The 16,989-nt window shown below is 55.5% G+C and carries 16 protein-coding genes; 13 read left to right on the forward strand and 3 right to left on the reverse strand.

The window, feature by feature from the left end:
- Positions 1 to 142 precede the first annotated feature (142 nt).
- The 4 genes from mazG to queE all read left to right on the forward strand — a co-directional run bounded on the left by mazG (position 143) and on the right by queE (position 5,008).
- Positions 143 to 934 carry a nucleoside triphosphate pyrophosphohydrolase gene (gene mazG / locus WFL93_RS22980; RefSeq protein WP_180822366.1) on the forward strand — a complete coding sequence of 264 codons (792 nt, stop codon included), beginning with the start codon at positions 143 to 145 and terminating at the stop codon, positions 932 to 934.
- 241 nt (positions 935 to 1,175) lie between these two features.
- Complete coding sequence (pyrG, locus tag WFL93_RS22985; protein ID WP_007891723.1) at positions 1,176 to 2,813, forward strand: glutamine hydrolyzing CTP synthase; 1,638 nt, start codon at positions 1,176 to 1,178, stop codon at positions 2,811 to 2,813.
- 75 nt (positions 2,814 to 2,888) lie between these two features.
- Positions 2,889 to 4,187 (forward strand): phosphopyruvate hydratase, encoded by a 1,299-nt coding sequence (gene eno / locus WFL93_RS22990; protein WP_049852653.1) that lies wholly within the window; start codon positions 2,889 to 2,891, stop codon positions 4,185 to 4,187.
- Between the two features lie 149 nt (positions 4,188 to 4,336).
- Positions 4,337 to 5,008 (forward strand): 7-carboxy-7-deazaguanine synthase QueE, encoded by a 672-nt coding sequence (gene queE / locus WFL93_RS22995; protein WP_336779108.1) that lies wholly within the window; start codon positions 4,337 to 4,339, stop codon positions 5,006 to 5,008.
- Between the two features lie 83 nt (positions 5,009 to 5,091).
- Here the strand turns inward: queE and queD are convergent, their stop codons facing one another.
- Positions 5,092 to 5,451 carry a 6-carboxytetrahydropterin synthase QueD gene (queD, locus tag WFL93_RS23000; protein ID WP_007893219.1) on the reverse strand — a complete coding sequence of 120 codons (360 nt, stop codon included), beginning with the start codon at positions 5,449 to 5,451 and terminating at the stop codon, positions 5,092 to 5,094.
- A gap of 297 nt (positions 5,452 to 5,748) precedes the next feature.
- Between queD and cysJ the strand changes: the two genes are divergently transcribed.
- Genes cysJ through WFL93_RS23015 form a run of 3 tightly spaced genes read left to right on the forward strand, consistent with a single transcriptional unit; the run spans position 5,749 to position 10,006 of the window.
- Positions 5,749 to 7,551, forward strand: coding sequence for an NADPH-dependent assimilatory sulfite reductase flavoprotein subunit (cysJ, locus tag WFL93_RS23005; RefSeq protein ID WP_336779109.1), 1,803 nt, complete (start codon positions 5,749 to 5,751; stop codon positions 7,549 to 7,551).
- The gene (cysI, locus tag WFL93_RS23010) at positions 7,551 to 9,275 is read left to right on the forward strand and encodes an assimilatory sulfite reductase (NADPH) hemoprotein subunit (RefSeq protein WP_007893223.1); all 1,725 of its coding nucleotides are present in this window, start codon (positions 7,551 to 7,553) and stop codon (positions 9,273 to 9,275) included. The genes cysJ and cysI overlap by 1 nt, the downstream gene beginning before the upstream one ends.
- Entirely contained in the window at positions 9,272 to 10,006 is a 735-nt protein-coding gene (locus WFL93_RS23015) for a phosphoadenylyl-sulfate reductase (RefSeq protein ID WP_007893224.1), read from the forward strand. The genes cysI and WFL93_RS23015 overlap by 4 nt, the downstream gene beginning before the upstream one ends.
- A gap of 174 nt (positions 10,007 to 10,180) precedes the next feature.
- On the opposite strand, the gene WFL93_RS23020 is transcribed toward WFL93_RS23015, so the two are convergent.
- Positions 10,181 to 10,465 carry a YciI family protein gene (locus WFL93_RS23020; protein ID WP_336779110.1) on the reverse strand — a complete coding sequence of 95 codons (285 nt, stop codon included), beginning with the start codon at positions 10,463 to 10,465 and terminating at the stop codon, positions 10,181 to 10,183.
- Between the two features lie 9 nt (positions 10,466 to 10,474).
- Entirely contained in the window at positions 10,475 to 11,497 is a 1,023-nt protein-coding gene (locus WFL93_RS23025) for an aminopeptidase (protein ID WP_336779111.1), read from the reverse strand.
- A 248-nt stretch (positions 11,498 to 11,745) separates the two neighbouring features.
- On the opposite strand from WFL93_RS23025, the gene cysG reads away from it, so the two are divergent.
- The 6 genes from cysG to ftsB all read left to right on the forward strand — a co-directional run bounded on the left by cysG (position 11,746) and on the right by ftsB (position 16,987).
- Positions 11,746 to 13,161 carry a siroheme synthase CysG gene (gene cysG / locus WFL93_RS23030; RefSeq protein WP_336779112.1) on the forward strand — a complete coding sequence of 472 codons (1,416 nt, stop codon included), beginning with the start codon at positions 11,746 to 11,748 and terminating at the stop codon, positions 13,159 to 13,161.
- A gap of 9 nt (positions 13,162 to 13,170) precedes the next feature.
- Positions 13,171 to 14,079: a sulfate adenylyltransferase subunit CysD gene (gene cysD / locus WFL93_RS23035; RefSeq protein WP_007893231.1), complete on the forward strand. Its 909-nt coding sequence runs from the start codon at positions 13,171 to 13,173 to the stop codon at positions 14,077 to 14,079.
- A 10-nt stretch (positions 14,080 to 14,089) separates the two neighbouring features.
- Positions 14,090 to 15,517, forward strand: coding sequence for a sulfate adenylyltransferase subunit CysN (cysN, locus tag WFL93_RS23040; RefSeq protein ID WP_336779113.1), 1,428 nt, complete (start codon positions 14,090 to 14,092; stop codon positions 15,515 to 15,517).
- Positions 15,517 to 16,122, forward strand: a complete 606-nt coding sequence (gene cysC, locus WFL93_RS23045) for an adenylyl-sulfate kinase (RefSeq protein ID WP_336779114.1) — start codon at positions 15,517 to 15,519, stop codon at positions 16,120 to 16,122. The genes cysN and cysC overlap by 1 nt, the downstream gene beginning before the upstream one ends.
- A 55-nt stretch (positions 16,123 to 16,177) precedes the next feature.
- Positions 16,178 to 16,498: a DUF3561 family protein gene (locus WFL93_RS23050; RefSeq protein WP_176973536.1), complete on the forward strand. Its 321-nt coding sequence runs from the start codon at positions 16,178 to 16,180 to the stop codon at positions 16,496 to 16,498.
- 171 nt (positions 16,499 to 16,669) lie between these two features.
- Complete coding sequence (gene ftsB / locus WFL93_RS23055) at positions 16,670 to 16,987, forward strand: cell division protein FtsB (RefSeq protein ID WP_007893240.1); 318 nt, start codon at positions 16,670 to 16,672, stop codon at positions 16,985 to 16,987.
- The last annotated feature ends 2 nt before the right edge of the window (positions 16,988 to 16,989 follow it).

Genomic DNA, 16,989 nt, shown 5'->3' on the forward strand with positions numbered 1-16,989 from the left:
TTATGACCAGGCAGAAAAACGTATTATCCGGATAGACTGAGCACAAATGTGTTACCTATGTGCCCGGTCTGATCTGTTACCTATGTGCCCGGTCGTACCTTCATGGCGACCTTTTTACATACCAGCCCCAAAGGATCATCTCATGACCGCCTTAAACCGCCTGCTCACCATCATGCAAACCTTGCGCGATCCGCAACGTGGCTGTCCGTGGGATCGTCAGCAAACTTTCTCCTCCATCGCGCCTTACACACTGGAAGAAACCTACGAAGTCATCGATGCCATTCAGCGCGAAGATTTTGACGATCTGCGCGGTGAGCTGGGCGATCTGCTGTTTCAGGTGGTGTTCTACGCTCAAATGGCCGACGAACAGCAGCGTTTCAATTTTGACGACATCTGCAACGCCATCAGCGACAAACTTGAGCGCCGCCATCCGCATATTTTTGGCGATGTTAAGGCAGAGACCAGCGACGAAGTGCTGAAAAACTGGGAAGCGATCAAACACAATGAACGCGCGGAAAAATCGCAGCATTCAGTTTTAGATGACATTCCCAAAGCGTTGCCCGCCTTAATGCGCGCGCACAAAATTCAGAAGCGTTGCAGCACGGTCGGTTTCGATTGGAACAATCTCGGACCGGTGCTGGATAAAGTGCATGAAGAGATTGATGAAGTGATGCATGAAGCGCAGCAAGCGGTGGTCGATAACGACAAGCTGGAAGAGGAAATCGGCGATTTACTCTTCGCCACCGTCAATTTGTCGCGCCATTTAGGCAGCAAAGCGGAAACCGCCCTGCAGAAAGCCAACGATAAATTTGAGCGCCGCTTCCGCCAGGTTGAGAATATCATCGCCTCACGAGGTTTAGCGATGAGTGATGCCACGTTGGATCAGATGGAAGAGGCCTGGCAGCAGGTGAAAGCCAGCGAGAACAAGAGCTAAGCCAATCTGGCGATTATTCCAGCGCTGCGCATAATTTCACCGCTTGAGCTTACTCGATTCAGCCTTGCGGTGACTTTGTGACGTACATCAACATTTCACCCCCTGCTATCCGCTATGTTACCGGCTGACCTGTGGAGGACGATGGTGTGATTCATCAATTGTGGCTGAAGACGACTTCAAGTATACTATTTTCCCGTCTTGGTTATTCCATCGTCTTTAAACCTAAACTCTCAGGTTCAGCATGACAACGAATTATATTTTTGTGACCGGCGGGGTCGTTTCCTCTCTGGGCAAAGGCATTGCCGCAGCCTCCCTCGCAGCTATCCTTGAAGCACGTGGTCTTAATGTGACCATCATGAAACTCGATCCGTACATCAACGTCGATCCGGGTACCATGAGCCCTACGCAGCACGGTGAAGTGTTTGTTACCGATGATGGGGCCGAAACCGATCTGGATTTAGGTCACTACGAGCGCTTCATCCGCACTAAAATGTCGCGCCGCAACAACTTTACTACCGGTCGTATTTACTCAGAAGTGCTGCGCAAAGAGCGTCGTGGCGACTATCTGGGCGCCACGATTCAGGTCATCCCGCACATCACCAATGCGATCAAAGAGCGCATTATTGAAGGCGGTGAAGGTCATGACGTCGTTCTGGTTGAGATCGGCGGTACGGTGGGTGATATCGAATCTTTGCCGTTCCTCGAAGCGATTCGCCAGATGGCGGTCGATGTCGGTCGTGAACACACCATGTATATGCACCTGACGCTGGTGCCGTATATGGCGGCCGCAGGCGAAGTGAAAACCAAGCCAACCCAGCATTCAGTGAAAGAGCTGTTGTCGATCGGGATTCAGCCGGATGTGCTGATCTGCCGTTCTGACCGCGCGGTGCCTGCGAACGAACGCGCCAAAATCGCGCTGTTCTGTAACGTGCCGGAAAAAGCGGTTATTTCCCTGAAAGATGTGGATTCCATCTACAAAATTCCAGGCATGCTGAAGTCGCAAGGTCTGGATGATTACATCTGCAAGCGTTTCAATCTGAACGCGCCGGAAGCGAACCTGGCCGAATGGGAACAGGTTATTTACGAAGAAGCCAATCCGGGCGGCGAAGTGACCATTGGTATGGTCGGCAAATACGTCGAACTGCCAGATGCGTACAAATCTGTGATTGAAGCGCTGAAACACGGCGGCCTGAAAAATCGCGTGACCGTGAACATCAAGTTGATTGACTCGCAGGATGTGGAAACGCGCGGTGTCGAATTACTGAAAGATCTGGATGCTATTCTGATCCCCGGCGGCTTCGGCTACCGCGGTGTGGAAGGCAAAATGATGACGGCGCAATACGCCCGTGAGAACAACGTGCCATATCTGGGAATTTGCCTCGGTATGCAGGTTGCGCTGATGGAATTTGCCCGCAACGTTGCCGGTATGGAAGGCGCGAACTCTACTGAATTTGTGCCAGACTGTAAGTATCCGGTGGTTGCGCTTATCACCGAATGGCGTGACGAAGAGGGCAACGTTGAGCAGCGTACTGAGCAGAGCGATCTGGGCGGCACCATGCGTCTGGGTAGCCAGCAGTGCCAGTTGACGCCGGAAAGCAAGGTGCGTCAGTTGTACGGTTCTGAAATCATTACCGAACGTCACCGTCATCGTTACGAAGTAAACAATATGCTGTTGAAGCCGATTGAAGCGGCAGGTCTGCATATTGCCGGTCGTTCCGGCGACGATCAGCTGGTTGAGATCATTGAGATCCCGAATCACCCGTGGTTTGTTGCCTGTCAGTTCCACCCGGAATTCACATCGACCCCGCGTGATGGTCATCCGCTGTTCGCTGGCTTTGTGAAAGCCGCGCAGGAGCACCAGAAGCGTTTAGCGAAGTAAGTTTCACGAGCAACGCGCGAACTTTTCGCGCGTTGTTTGTCTTAGGATTGACTAACTTGTACTGAGGAAAATCGAATGTCCAAAATCGTAAAAGTCATCGGTCGCGAAATCATCGACTCCCGTGGCAACCCAACTGTAGAAGCAGAAGTGCATCTGGAAGGCGGTTTCGTTGGTCTGGCTGCTGCGCCATCAGGTGCATCTACCGGTTCTCGCGAAGCACTGGAGCTGCGTGACGGTGACAAATCTCGTTTCCTGGGCAAAGGTGTAACCAAAGCGGTTGCAGCGGTTAACGGTCCAATCGCTAACGCGGTAACCGGTAAAGATGCCAAAGACCAGGCGAACATCGATAAGATCATGATCGAGCTGGACGGTACTGAGAACAAATCTAACTTCGGTGCTAACGCCATTCTGGCCGTTTCACTGGCTGCTGCTAAAGCGGCTGCTGCCTCTAAAGGCCTGCCGCTGTATGCGCACATCGCTGAACTGAACGGCACCCCGGGCAAATACTCTATGCCACTGCCAATGATGAACATCATCAACGGTGGCGAGCATGCCGATAACAACGTCGACATCCAGGAATTCATGATTCAGCCGGTTGGCGCGCCAACCCTGAAAGAAGCCATTCGCATGGGTTCTGAAGTCTTCCATCACCTGGCAAAAGTGCTGAAGTCAAAAGGTATGGGCACTGCAGTCGGTGACGAAGGTGGCTACGCGCCAAACCTGGGTTCTAACGCCGAAGCGCTGGCTGTTATCGCTGAAGCGGTAAAAGCAGCAGGCTACGAGCTGGGCAAAGACATCACTCTGGCGATGGACTGCGCAGCATCTGAATTCTACAAAGACGGCAAATATGTGCTGGCGGGCGAAGGTAACAAAGCCTTCACTTCAGAAGAGTTCACGCACTTCCTGGAAGACCTGACCAAACAGTACCCAATCGTCTCTATCGAAGATGGTCTGGACGAATCTGACTGGGCTGGCTTCGCATACCAGACCAAAGTGCTGGGCGACAAAATCCAGCTGGTGGGTGACGATCTGTTCGTAACCAACACCAAGATCCTGAAAGAAGGTATCGAGAAAGGCATCGCTAACTCCATCCTGATCAAATTCAACCAGATCGGTTCACTGACCGAAACCCTGGCTGCAATCAAGATGGCGAAAGATGCTGGCTACACCGCGGTGATTTCACACCGTTCAGGTGAAACCGAAGATGCAACCATCGCAGACCTGGCAGTAGGTACTGCAGCAGGCCAGATCAAAACCGGTTCTATGAGCCGTTCTGACCGCGTTGCTAAGTACAACCAGCTGATTCGTATCGAAGAAGCGCTGGGCAGCAAAGCACCGTTCAACGGTCTGAAAGAAGTTAAAGGCCAGGCGTAATCGCCTGAGTATGCTGCCTGCGGGCAGCATCGTCCGAATGAAGCCCCGCCTTGTGCGGGGCTTTTGCTTTTATTTGGCACGAAGCAGCTGTTATTCGGCGCGCAAGATCTGCCATAATCTGCGCCTCAAATTTTAGACGTGAGTGAAAAATGTTCTACCCGATTAACGAAATGTTCCAGACGCTGCAGGGCGAAGGTTTCTACACCGGCGTTCCGGCGCTGTTCATCCGCTTACAAGGATGTCCGGTGGGCTGTAGCTGGTGTGATACCAAACATACCTGGGAAACGCGGGCAGATCGGGAGACCTCGCTGGGCGATATTTTGGTGAAAACCGTGGAGAGCGATGCCTGGGGCAACGCCGATGCCGCAATGCTTCTCGACTCTATTCAGCGCCAGGGCTGGACCGCACGTCACGTGGTGATTACCGGCGGTGAACCGGCGATTTTCGATCTGCGTCCGCTGACGCAAGCATTAGAAGCGGCGGGCTTTGCGTGCCAAATCGAAACCAGCGGCACGCACGAAGTGCAGTGCTCAGAAGCCACTTGGGTGACGGTTTCACCGAAGGTGAATATGCGCGGCGGTTATGACGTATTGCCGCAGGCATTGCAACGCGCGGATGAGATAAAACATCCGGTGGCGCGTGAGCGTGATGTCGAAGCGTTGGATACGTTGTTGTCGGGCCTGCATGACGAGAAAAAGCGTATTGTGGCGTTACAGCCGATCAGCCGTGGCGATGCTGCCACCAAACTCTGTATTGAAACCTGTATCGCCCGCAACTGGCGGCTTTCAATGCAGACGCACAAGTATTTGAATATTGCCTGATTTGGCACGGTGCGCACTTTAGATGCGTAGGGTCGCCACTCATGGCGACCTCACTCAACGATTACGGCTTCACTTGCCTGGTCTCAACCGCGATAAACACAACCAGCGGTACAGGTCTCTTTAATCATCACCGCACTCAACTCAGGCAGAATCGGCTTCATCTGATCCCAAATCCACTTTGCCAGCACTTCGCTGGTGGGATTTTCTAAACCTGGGATGTCATTCAGATAGTGATGATCGAGGCGATCGTACAGAGGCTTAAACGCTGCCTTCAGCTCGGCAAAATCCATTACCCAACCGGTATGCGCATCCACTTCGCCGGTGATTTCTAATCGCACCAGGAACGAATGGCCGTGCAAACGCCCACACTTATGGCCTTCCGGCACGTGAGGTAAGCGATGGGCAGATTCAAACTGGAACTCTTTAAATAACGTGGTAGACATAATGGCTCTCAGACTTAAAAACCGCTGAAGTCTACCTGAATTGCAGATTTTTCGCACCCGCTCGCCATGAAAAGGGCATTAAACGACGCAATCCTGCTAAAACGCCTAATTAACTCATTGAATCATATCGCCTTCATTTACCACTTTTGCTGGTTAACTTTACCCGAAAAACCACTTAGTCATTTTGGTTATTTAATATGTCGAAGGCGTATTTAATCGTTAATATACAGCCCGGTAACCTACGCACTCTTTCGCAACATATTGATCCGGACTTCTGACACTGGAATTTTTAACGCAATGACGACTCAGGCACCAGGTTCACTGCTTCCGTTATCCCCGGAGCAACTCGCGCGCTTACAGGCGGCGACCACGGATTTCAACACCACGCAGATGGCCTGGCTTTCCGGCTATTTCTGGGGCATGGTCAACCAGACGCCGGGTGCGGCTGCCGCGCCAGCGCCTGTTCAGGCTGAAACACCGACCATCACGCTGATCTCCGCCTCGCAGACCGGCAATGCGCGTCGCCTGGCTGAACAGCTGCGTGATGACCTGCTGGCAGCGAAGCTGAGCGTCAATCTGGTTAACGCCGGCGATTACAAATTCAAACAGATCGGCCAGGAAAAGCTGCTGGTGGTGGTGACCTCCACCCAAGGTGAAGGCGAGCCGCCGGAAGAAGCCGTGGCGCTGCACAAGTTCCTGCTGTCGAAGAAGGCGCCGAAGTTTACCGGCACCGCCTTTGCGGTGTTCGGTCTTGGCGATACCTCTTATGAGTTTTTCAGCAAAGCCGGTAAAGACTTTGATGAGCGTCTGGCGGAACTCGGTGCCGAACGTCTACTGGATCGTGTGGATGCGGACGTTGAATACAAAGAGCAGGCAACGGCCTGGCGTCAGCAGATCACCGAGATATTAAAAGCGCGCGTGCCGAGCGAATCGCCAGCCCAGGCCGCCATCACAGCGGCAGGCAGCGTCAACCTGGTCGACAGCAGCCCGTACACTAAAGAAGAGCCGCTGCTGGCCAGCTTTGCTGCAAACCAGAAAATCACCGGACGCGACTCGGATAAAGATGTGCGCCACATTGAAATCGATCTCGGCGATTCTGGCCTGCGTTACCAGCCGGGTGACGCGCTGGGCGTGTGGTTTGAAAACGATGCTGAACTGGTGCAGGAACTGCTGCAGCTGGTGTGGCTGAAAGGCGACGAGCAGGTTGAGGTGCAGGGCAAAATGCTGGCGCTCACTGAGGCGCTGCAAAAACACTTCGAACTGACGGTTAATACGCCACAAATCGTTGAACAATATGCCGCCCTGTCGCGCAACGATGCGCTGCTGGCATTAGCGGGTGACAAGCCAAAGCTGCAGAGCTATGCGCAGAGCTTCCCGATTGTCGATATGGTGCGTCAGGCGCCGACTGAACTGAATCCAGAGCAATTAACCAGCCTGCTGCGTCCGCTGACGCCGCGCCTCTACTCGATTGCTTCTTCGCAGGCAGAAAACGAAACCGAAGTGCATATTACCGTCGGTGCGGTGCGCTTTGAGATCGACGGTCGCCAGCGCGGTGGCGGTGCATCTACCTGGCTGGCGGATCGCATTGAAGAAGAGGGCGAAATTCGCGTCTTCATCGAGCATAACGACAATTTCCGCCTGCCTGCTAATCCGGAAACCCCGGTAATTATGATTGGTCCGGGCACCGGCATCGCGCCGTTCCGCTCCTTTATGCAGCAGCGCGATAACGATGGCGCAGGCGGCAAAAACTGGCTGTTCTTCGGCAATCCGCACTTCACCGATGATTTCCTCTATCAGGTGGAGTGGCAGAAGTACGTCAAAGATGGCTTGCTGACTAATATTGATCTGGCATGGTCGCGCGATCAGGCCGAGAAAATTTACGTACAAGATAAAATCCGCGCCAAAGGTGCGGAGGTGTGGAGCTGGTTACAGGAAGGCGCGCACCTTTACGTCTGCGGCGATGCCAATCGCATGGCAAAAGACGTTGAGCAAGCATTACTGGATGTGGTGGTCGAACACGGCGGCATGGATCGTGAAACGGCTGATGAATTTTTAAGTGAGCTGCGCATTGAGCGCCGTTATCAGCGAGACGTTTACTAATGAGCGAAAAACATCCTGGACCGCTGGTCGTTGAAGGCAAGCTGGTTGACGCTGAGCGTCTAAAAAAACAGAGTAACTACCTGCGCGGCACCATCCTCGACGATCTCGACGATGGCCTGACCGGCGGCTTCACCGGCGATAACTTCCTGCTGATCCGTTTTCACGGTATGTACCAACAGGATGACCGCGACATTCGTGCCGAGCGCGCGGCGCAGAAACTCGAGCCGCGTCACGCCATGATGCTGCGCTGCCGTCTGCCGGGCGGCATCATCACGCCAACGCAGTGGCTGGCGATTGATAAATTTGCCAGCGAAAAAACCATTTACGGCAGCATCCGTTTGACTAACCGTCAGACCTTCCAGTTTCACGGCATTCTGAAGAAGAACGTGAAGCCGACGCACCAGATGCTGCACGAAGTCGGACTCGACGCGCTGGCGACCGCCAACGACGTTAACCGTAACGTGTTATGCACCTCGAATCCGGTGGAATCAGAGCTGCATCAGGAAGCGTACGAGTGGGCGAAAAAGCTCTCCGAACATCTGCTGCCGCAAACCCGTGCGTACGCTGAGATCTGGTGGGACAAAGAGAAAGTTGCCACCACGGATAAAGAGCCGATCCTCGGTGAGACTTATCTGCCGCGTAAATTCAAAACCACGGTAGTGGTGCCGCCGCATAACGATGTCGATCTGCACGCCAATGATTTGAACTTCATCGCTATTGCTGAGAACGGCAAGCTGATTGGCTTTAACCTGCTGGTTGGCGGTGGTTTGTCGATTGATCACGGTAACAAAGCCACCTACGCACGCACCGCCAGCGAGTTTGGCTTCCTGCCGGTAGAGAAGATTCTCGACGTGGCCGCCGCGGTGGTGACCACGCAGCGCGATTGGGGTAACCGTACCGATCGTAAAAATGCCAAGACCAAGTACACGCTGGAACGCGTCGGTGTCGAAACCTTCAAAGCGGAAGTGGAAAAACGTGCCGGCCTGACGTTTGAACCGATTCGTCCCTATGCGTTCACCTCGCGCGGCGACCGCGTTGGCTGGGTGAAAGGCATCGATAAGAAGTGGCACCTGACGCTGTTCATCGAGAATGGTCGTCTGCTGGATTATCCGGGTCGTCCGTTGAAGCGCGGCATCGCCGAAATCGCCAAAGTTCATCAGGGCGATTTCCGTTTGACCGCCAACCAGAACCTGATTGTGGCTGGCGTGCCTGAGAAGCAAAAAGCGCAGATCGAAGCCATCGCCCGTGAACACGGTTTGATGGAAGCGGTAACGGCGCAGCGTGAAAACTCGATGGCGTGCGTGGCCTTCCCGACCTGTCCGCTGGCGATGGCCGAAGCCGAACGCTTCCTGCCATCGTTCGTCACCAAAGTGGAAGAGATCATGCATAAGCATGGCGTGGGTGAAGAGCACATAGTGTTACGCGTTACCGGTTGCCCGAATGGCTGTGGCCGTGCTTTGCTGGCTGAGTTGGGTCTGGTGGGTAAAGCGCCGGGCCGTTACAACTTACACATTGGCGGCAACCGCGAAGGTACGCGCATTCCACGCATGTACCGCGAGAATATCAACGAAGGCGAAATCCTCGCCAGCATCGACGAGCTGGTGGCGCGCTGGGCAACCGAGCGTCAGGCCAATGAAGGCTTCGGCGACTTCGTGATTCGCACTGGCATCATCAAAGCCGTGGTTGATCCCGCCCGTGATTTTTGGGACTCGGAGGCAGTATGACGGTACTCGATCTCGCAGCACTGAATGGTTCATCAAAAGTTGATCGCATTATGGCGTTGGCAGAAAGCAACGTGCAGCTGGAGAAGCGCTCGGCTGAAGAGCGCGTCAGCTGGGCGCTGGAGCATCTGCCTGGCGCGTTTGTGCTGTCATCCAGCTTTGGTATTCAGGCGGCGGTTTTGCTGCATATGGTGACGCAGCAGAAACCGGACATTCCGGTGATCCTCACCGATACCGGCTATCTGTTCCCGGAAACCTATCGCTTTATTGATGAGCTGACCGACAAGCTCAATCTCAACCTGCAAATCTTCCGCGCTGAGACCTCAGCAGCATGGCAGGAAGCGCGTTACGGCAAACTGTGGGAGCAGGGCGTTGAAGGGATTGAGCAGTACAACCAGATCAACAAAGTGGAACCGATGAACCGCGCGCTGGAAACCTTGGGCGCGCAAACCTGGTTTGCTGGCCTGCGCCGCGATCAATCCGGCAGCCGCGCCAGTTTGCCGGTGCTGGCGGTGCAGCGCGGCGTGTTGAAAATTCTGCCGATTATTGATTGGGATAACCGTCAGGTGCATCAATACCTGCAGCAGCATGGACTGAAATACCATCCGCTGTGGGATGAAGGTTATCTATCCGTGGGCGATACGCACACCACCAGAAAGTGGGAGCCGGGCATGGCAGAAGAGGAGACACGCTTCTTCGGCCTGAAGCGCGAGTGCGGGTTGCATGAAGGGTGATTAGGTCAGCGCTGGCTGTTCCCCTCCTCGGTCCGTGCTCGCAGTCCCCCTCCTCGGTCCTCCCCCGCGAGCGGGGGAGGAAGATGTGCCATATGTGAGTTCTGAAGGGGCATGCGGCAGCGTCTCCTTCCCCCGCTAGCGGGGGAAGGCCGGGATGGGGGACAGCGGGCACCATCAAATCCCCTGCAGCCCCGCAAACTCTTCCGCCGCACGCGTCACATTCACCTTCGTCACCTCATAATGCGCCACCGTGACAAAGGGATCCTCCGCGAGGAGGGTATCCAGCCGGGCGCGATCGATATCTTTCACCATAATCATGCCGCCGGTGCGCGGATCTTTACGTCCCGCCGCGATAAATACGCCATTAGCAAAGTAGCGATCCAGCCATTCGATATGCGGCGCCAGTAACGCTTCCACTTCCTCTACCGGACGAAAATAGTTCAGAAATACCACGTACATAATAGATCCTTAGGTTGTCGGATTAGCCAGCTCGGTCAGCAGCGGCAGCAAGATCTTCACGCTGTCACGCGTGCGTTGGGTGATGCGGCCAGGCAGCCAACGATCGAGATAGTTGAGGTTATCGCGCTCGGTTTGATGGCGCACGTTGCCCTCCGGAAAATGGTGGGAACGCGCGCGCTGCTGCTGTCCATCTTTGTTGCCCAGCGTCCAGTTAGCGGCGGTGACATCCATTAACGGCATGCCAGCCTTATCAAACGGATTCACGCCCGGATAATCGCGCGCGGTCATAGCGTGGCTGGCTGCGGAGATACCGTAACGGTGTGCCAGCTGCACGGCGCGTGCGCTGGTCTGCTTGCGCACCGCCGAGGGCGTATTGATGCCGCTATTAAAGTAGAGATGATCGCCGACGATCAGACTGTTGAGATCGATCACCAGCAGCGTGTTCTTCTTCTCCTGCTCGCTCATGCGTGCCAGATAATCATCCATGCCGTGCAGGCCCGCTTCACCGGCGCTCAGCGCGACAAAGCGCACGCCGTAGTGCAGCGGCGTTTTGCTCAACGCCTGCGCCAGCTCCAGCATCACGCCAAGTCCGGACGCATTGTCATCCACGCCCTGCAAACGCAGGCCGCCGAGATTGTTATCGGCTTCATGGCGGCTGAGCGGCGTCCAGGTATCCAGATGCGTCACAATCAGGATCTCCTGCGGCACCGCACCTGCGCGCGCAGCAATCACCGAGGTGGCGGTGACTTTATGTGTGCGGCTTTCACCCTTTTTCTCTAGCCATTCATAGCGGGTATTGAACTGGCGGGTATTACTCTGATAACCCAGCTGGCTGAATTGCTGATGCAAATAATCGGCGGTGAGCAACTCGGCTGGGCTGCCGCTCATGCGGCCGGGGAAATAGGTAGCGATGTGGCGAAGTTGCTGTTCGGCAAAGTGTCCAGGCGCGCTGATGCTCGCAGCCTGAACAAAGAGAGGCAAACCGCCCGCGAGCAGTGCAGCCAGCACAGTGCGGCGGAAATTAGCAAACATAGTTAGGGTCCTTTTCTGACATCCCGTCATGCTAAAAAAAATCCGAGATAGTATGAAACTGTGATGACGCTTGCACAATTTGAATTGCACCGAAACACCAGCAATATCATTTGTTAAGCACAAAATGTTATCAGCAATCCTGGGTCGTTATTCCATTCGGTAACTACTCATTCCAATTCGTAATTTCATCTGTCGGAAGGGCGGGACGTATAGTCGCGTTAACTTATTGTAAAACTAGCAAGGTTAACGTGGATTATCTGCCCCTCTTTGCCGATCTCAAAAGCCGTCCAGTGCTGGTTGTTGGCGGTGGCGAAATTGCTGCGCGCAAAATTGAACTGCTGCGGCGTGCGGGTGCGCGCGTGTTGGTCGCGGCGCGCGAACTCGGCCATGAGCTGCAGGCGCTGCTGGATATTAAGGCGATTGAATGGATCGCCCACAGCTTTGATCCGGCACAGCTGGACGGCGTATTCCTCGTGATTGCTGCCACCGATGACAACGCGCTCAATGCACAGGTATTTGAGGCGGCCAACGCGCGCCACAAGCTGGTGAACGTGGTAGACGATCAGCCGAAATGCAGCTTTATCTTCCCATCGATTGTCGATCGCTCGCCGCTGGTCGTCGCCATCTCCTCCAGCGGCACCGCGCCGGTGCTGGCGCGTCTGCTGCGTGAAAAAATTGAAGCGTTACTACCAGCCAATCTTGGGCAGATGGCCGAAGTGGCCGGGCAGTGGCGCGACAAGGTAAAACAGCGCTATCACCGCATGTCTGAACGTCGTCGTTTCTGGGAGCGTGCCTTTAACGGGCTGTTCGCCAGCCAGATGGCGGCGGGCAATGTGAATGAAGCGCGTCGTACGCTGGATCGCGAACTGGATAACGACAGCGATAATCAGGGCGAAATCACGCTGGTGGGCGCCGGTCCGGGCGACAGCGGTTTGCTGACGCTGCGTGGCTTGCAGGTGATGCAGCTGGCCGATGTGGTGCTGTATGACCATCTGGTCAGCGACGAAGTGTTAGAACTGGTGCGCCGCGACGCCGATCGCATCTGCGTTGGCAAACGCGCCGGTGCGCATTCGGTGCCGCAGGAAGAGACTAATCAGATGCTGGTGAGCCTCGCGCAGCAGGGTAAACGCGTGGTGCGTCTAAAAGGCGGCGATCCGTTTATTTTTGGTCGCGGCGGTGAAGAGTTGCAGGCGGCGCAGGCCGCCGGAATTCCCTTCCAGGTAGTGCCGGGCATCACCGCGGCAGCGGGCGCAACCGCCTATGCCGGAATTCCGCTTACCCATCGTGACTACGCGCAGAGCGTGCTGTTTATCACCGGTCACTGCCAGGCCGACGGCAACGGCATCGATTGGCCGTCGCTGGCACGCGCGCGTCAAACCTTAGCGATTTATATGGGCACGGTGAAAGCAGCGGAAATCGCCGCCGGGCTTATCGAACATGGGCGCGCGGCCTCTACGCCGGTAGCGGTGATTGGCCGCGGCACGCGTCAGGATCAGCAGGTGCTGACCGGTACATTAGATCAACTGGAAGCGCTGGCTGCGGCCGCGCCCACGCCAGCACTGTTAGTGATTGGCGAAGTAGTGAATTTGCACGGGCAATTGGCCTGGTTCCAACATTCGGCACAGCAGGGGGCTCGCGAGTCCGCCGTTGTCAATTTGGCTTGAGGAAAAATTATGGACCAAAATCGTCTTACTCATCTGCGCCAGCTGGAGGCAGAGAGTATCCATATCATCCGCGAGGTGGCGGCCGAGTTCAGCAATCCGGTGATGATGTACTCCATCGGCAAAGACTCCTCGGTGATGCTGCATCTGGCGCGCAAAGCCTTCTATCCGGGCACGCTGCCATTTCCGCTGCTGCACGTTGATACCGGCTGGAAATTCCGGGAAATGTACGAGTTCCGCGATCGCACCGTAAAAGCGATGGGCGCGGAGCTGCTGGTGCACCGAAATCCGGAAGGTGTGGCGATGGGCATCAACCCGTTCGTGCACGGCAGTGCCAAGCATACCGACATCATGAAAACCGAAGGCCTGAAGCAGGCGCTGAACAAATACGGCTTTGATGCAGCCTTTGGTGGCGCACGGCGTGATGAAGAGAAGTCGCGCGCCAAAGAGCGCATCTACTCATTCCGCGATCGCTTCCACCGCTGGGACCCGAAAAATCAGCGTCCTGAGCTGTGGCACAACTACAACGGCCAGATTAACAAAGGCGAAAGCATCCGCGTGTTCCCGCTCTCCAACTGGACCGAGCTGGATATCTGGCAGTACATCTTCCTGGAAAATATCGAAATTGTGCCGCTGTACCTCGCCGCGCCGCGCCCGGTGCTGGAGCGTGACGGCATGCTGATGATGATTGATGACGATCGTATCGATCTGCAGCCAGGCGAAGTGATCAAACAGCGTATGGTGCGTTTCCGTACCCTCGGCTGCTGGCCGCTGACTGGCGCGGTGGAATCGGAAGCGCAAACGCTGCCGGAAATCATTGAAGAGATGCTGGTCTCCACCACCAGTGAACGCCAGGGACGCGTGATTGACCGCGACCAGGCCGGTTCGATGGAAATGAAGAAACGTCAGGGTTATTTCTAAGGAGACGCAGATGAATACCGTTATTGCACAACAGATTGCCGATCAGGGCGGCGTAGAAGCCTGGCTGACCGCGCAACAACACAAAAGCCTGCTGCGTTTCCTCACCTGCGGTAGCGTTGACGACGGCAAAAGTACGCTGATTGGTCGCCTGCTGCACGATACGCGTCAAATCTATGAAGACCAGCTGTCATCGCTGCACAATGACAGCAAACGTCACGGCACTCAGGGTGAGAAGCTTGACCTCGCCTTACTGGTTGATGGTTTACAAGCCGAGCGCGAGCAGGGCATTACCATTGATGTGGCGTATCGCTACTTCTCTACCGAGAAGCGCAAATTTATCATCGCTGATACGCCGGGACACGAGCAGTACACGCGCAATATGGCGACCGGCGCCTCTACCTGCGATTTAGCGATCCTGCTGATCGATGCGCGTAAAGGCATGCTGGATCAGACGCGTCGTCACAGCTTTATCTCCACGCTGTTGGGCATCAAGCATCTAGTGGTCGCCATCAACAAGATGGATCTGGTGGAGTACAAGCAAGAGACCTTCGAGCAGATCAAACAGGATTATCTCGATTTCGCCGCGCAGTTGCCGGAAGACCTCGATATTCGCTTTGTGCCGATGTCAGCGCTGGAAGGCGATAACGTGGCGACGCCGAGCGTGACCATGCCGTGGTACAGCGGCCCAACGCTGCTCGACGTACTGGAAACCGTGGAGCTGAATCGCGTGGTGGATCATCAGCCGATGCGTTTCCCGGTGCAGTATGTCAATCGTCCCAACCTCGACTTCCGCGGTTATGCCGGTACGCTGGCCTCTGGCGTAGTGAAAGTGGGCCAGCGCGTAAAAGTGCTGCCATCAGGCGTGGAATCGACTATCTCGCGCATCGTCACTTTTGATGGCGACTTGCCGGAAGCGGGCGCTGGTGAAGCGATTACGCTGGTGCTGAAAGATGAAATCGACATCAGCCGTGGCGATCTGCTGGTGGATGCCGCCGCCGATCTGCAAGCGGTGCAATCCGCGACGGCGGACGTGGTGTGGATGGCTGAGCAGCCGCTGCAGCCGGGACAAAGCTATGAAGTGAAGATTGCCGGTAAGAAAACCCGCGCGCGCGTGGAGAAAGTCATCCATCAGGTGGAGATTAACTCGCTGGAGAAGCGCACGGTGGATAGCCTGCCGCTCAACGGCATCGGTCTGGTCGAACTGACCTTTGACGAACCGATGGTACTGGATGCCTATCGGCAGAATCCGGTTACCGGCGGCATGATCTTTATCGATCGTCTGAGCAACGTGACGGTCGGCGCGGGCATGATTAATCAGCCGCTGAGCGATGTACGTGCGCAAGCGGGCCAGTTCAGCGATTTCGAGCTGGAGCTGAATGCGTTGGTGCGCCGTCACTTCCCGCACTGGAACGCACGCGATCTGCTGGGCGGTCAGTAATGGCGCAGCACGATGAAAACGTGGTGTGGCACGATCATCCGGTAACGCGTGAGGAACGCGAACAGCAGCATGGCCATCAAGGCGTGGTGCTGTGGTTCACCGGACTTTCCGGCTCGGGCAAATCCACCGTGGCCGGCGCGCTGGAGCAGGCGCTGCATCGCGCGGGTGTGAATACCTATCTGCTGGATGGCGATAACGTGCGTCACGGCCTGTGCCGTGACCTCGGCTTCAGCGATAGCGATCGTAAAGAGAATATCCGTCGCGTGGGTGAAGTGGCGAAGCTGATGGTCGATGCCGGTTTAGTGGTGTTGACCGCCTTTATCTCGCCGCATCGTGCCGAGCGCCAAATGGTGCGCGATCTGCTGGGCGAAGGGCAGTTCGTTGAGGTGTTTGTCGATACGCCGTTAGCGGTGTGTGAAGCGCGCGATCCCAAAGGTCTCTACAAAAAAGCCCGTGCCGGTGAACTGCGTAATTTTACCGGTATCGACAGCGTGTATGAAGCGCCAGAAGTCCCTGAAATCCACCTGGATGGCGAACAATTGGTTACAAAACTGACCGGCCAATTGTTAGACCTGCTGCGTCACCGCGATATCATCAAATCCTGAATCGACAGCGGCAAATCCTCCCGGGTTTGCCGCGCTTAGCGTCAACAGGATCTCTATGCAGAACGTAACGCCCATGCTAGCCCGTAAAGATGAACGCACCCCGGATGAGCCTCGCTCGTCGCTGCCGGGCGGCGTGTTTGGCTTTCTCTCGTACTGGTGCGCGCTGGCGATTCCGTTCATGCTCTACGGCTCCAACACGCTGTTCTTTTTCCTCTACACCTGGCCGTTCTTCCTCGCGCTGTTACCGGTTTCAGTGCTGATTGGTATCGTGCTGAGCCTGATGATTCGTACGCATTTATTCTGGAGCGGCATCGCCACAGCGATCGTGGTGGTGTGCCTGTTCTGGCTGCTGTTCTCATTTCTCTCGGGTTGGTAACGCCCACCTGATGTGCAAACGCATCGGCTGGTTACAAAACTTTACCTGCCGTCTCGCGCCTCTCTCTGTCATTATTTGCGCCTATAACTGCTGGTGCGCGGCATTTTCGCCGCCGCAGTGGAGTCCAGCGCCAAGTTATGGGATGATTGGGCCGTTTTTCAGGGGGCGGGGATGGGAAAACTGACGTTACTGCTACTCGTGCTGCTGGGATGGCTTCAATATTCCCTGTGGCTGGGTAAGAACGGTATTCATGACTACACGCGCGTCAACGAAGACGTCGCGTCACAACAGGCGAATAACGCCAAACTTAAAGCGCGTAACGATCAGCTATTTGCCGAAATTGATGATCTCAATGGCGGCTCGGAAGCGATCGAGGAACGCGCACGCAATGAACTGGGCATGATTAAGCCCGGTGAGACTTTCTATCGTCTGGTGCCAGACCAGAACAAACGTAACGCGCAACAAGCTGCGCAAAATCAACAACGATAAGC

This window comes from Pantoea sp. USHLN256, from assembly GCF_037149875.1.
Lineage (GTDB): Bacteria > Pseudomonadota > Gammaproteobacteria > Enterobacterales > Enterobacteriaceae > Pantoea > Pantoea nemavictus.

Bases quoted from the DNA above. Each gene is read 5' to 3' on its own strand.
- mazG (WP_180822366.1), top strand. From the start codon at position 143: ATGACCGCCTTAAACCGCCTGCTCACCATCATGCAAACCTTGCGCGAT.
- eno (WP_049852653.1), top strand. From the start codon at position 2,889: ATGTCCAAAATCGTAAAAGTCATCGGTCGCGAAATCATCGACTCCCGT.
- WFL93_RS23015 (WP_007893224.1), top strand. From the start codon at position 9,272: ATGACGGTACTCGATCTCGCAGCACTGAATGGTTCATCAAAAGTTGAT.
- queD (WP_007893219.1), bottom strand. From the start codon at position 5,451: ATGTCTACCACGTTATTTAAAGAGTTCCAGTTTGAATCTGCCCATCGC.
- WFL93_RS23050 (WP_176973536.1), top strand. From the start codon at position 16,178: ATGCAGAACGTAACGCCCATGCTAGCCCGTAAAGATGAACGCACCCCG.
- queE (WP_336779108.1), top strand. From the start codon at position 4,337: ATGTTCTACCCGATTAACGAAATGTTCCAGACGCTGCAGGGCGAAGGT.
- cysD (WP_007893231.1), top strand. From the start codon at position 13,171: ATGGACCAAAATCGTCTTACTCATCTGCGCCAGCTGGAGGCAGAGAGT.
- WFL93_RS23025 (WP_336779111.1), bottom strand. From the start codon at position 11,497: ATGTTTGCTAATTTCCGCCGCACTGTGCTGGCTGCACTGCTCGCGGGC.
- pyrG (WP_007891723.1), top strand. From the start codon at position 1,176: ATGACAACGAATTATATTTTTGTGACCGGCGGGGTCGTTTCCTCTCTG.
- ftsB (WP_007893240.1), top strand. From the start codon at position 16,670: ATGGGAAAACTGACGTTACTGCTACTCGTGCTGCTGGGATGGCTTCAA.
- cysN (WP_336779113.1), top strand. From the start codon at position 14,090: ATGAATACCGTTATTGCACAACAGATTGCCGATCAGGGCGGCGTAGAA.
- WFL93_RS23020 (WP_336779110.1), bottom strand. From the start codon at position 10,465: ATGTACGTGGTATTTCTGAACTATTTTCGTCCGGTAGAGGAAGTGGAA.
- cysC (WP_336779114.1), top strand. From the start codon at position 15,517: ATGGCGCAGCACGATGAAAACGTGGTGTGGCACGATCATCCGGTAACG.
- cysI (WP_007893223.1), top strand. From the start codon at position 7,551: ATGAGCGAAAAACATCCTGGACCGCTGGTCGTTGAAGGCAAGCTGGTT.
- cysJ (WP_336779109.1), top strand. From the start codon at position 5,749: ATGACGACTCAGGCACCAGGTTCACTGCTTCCGTTATCCCCGGAGCAA.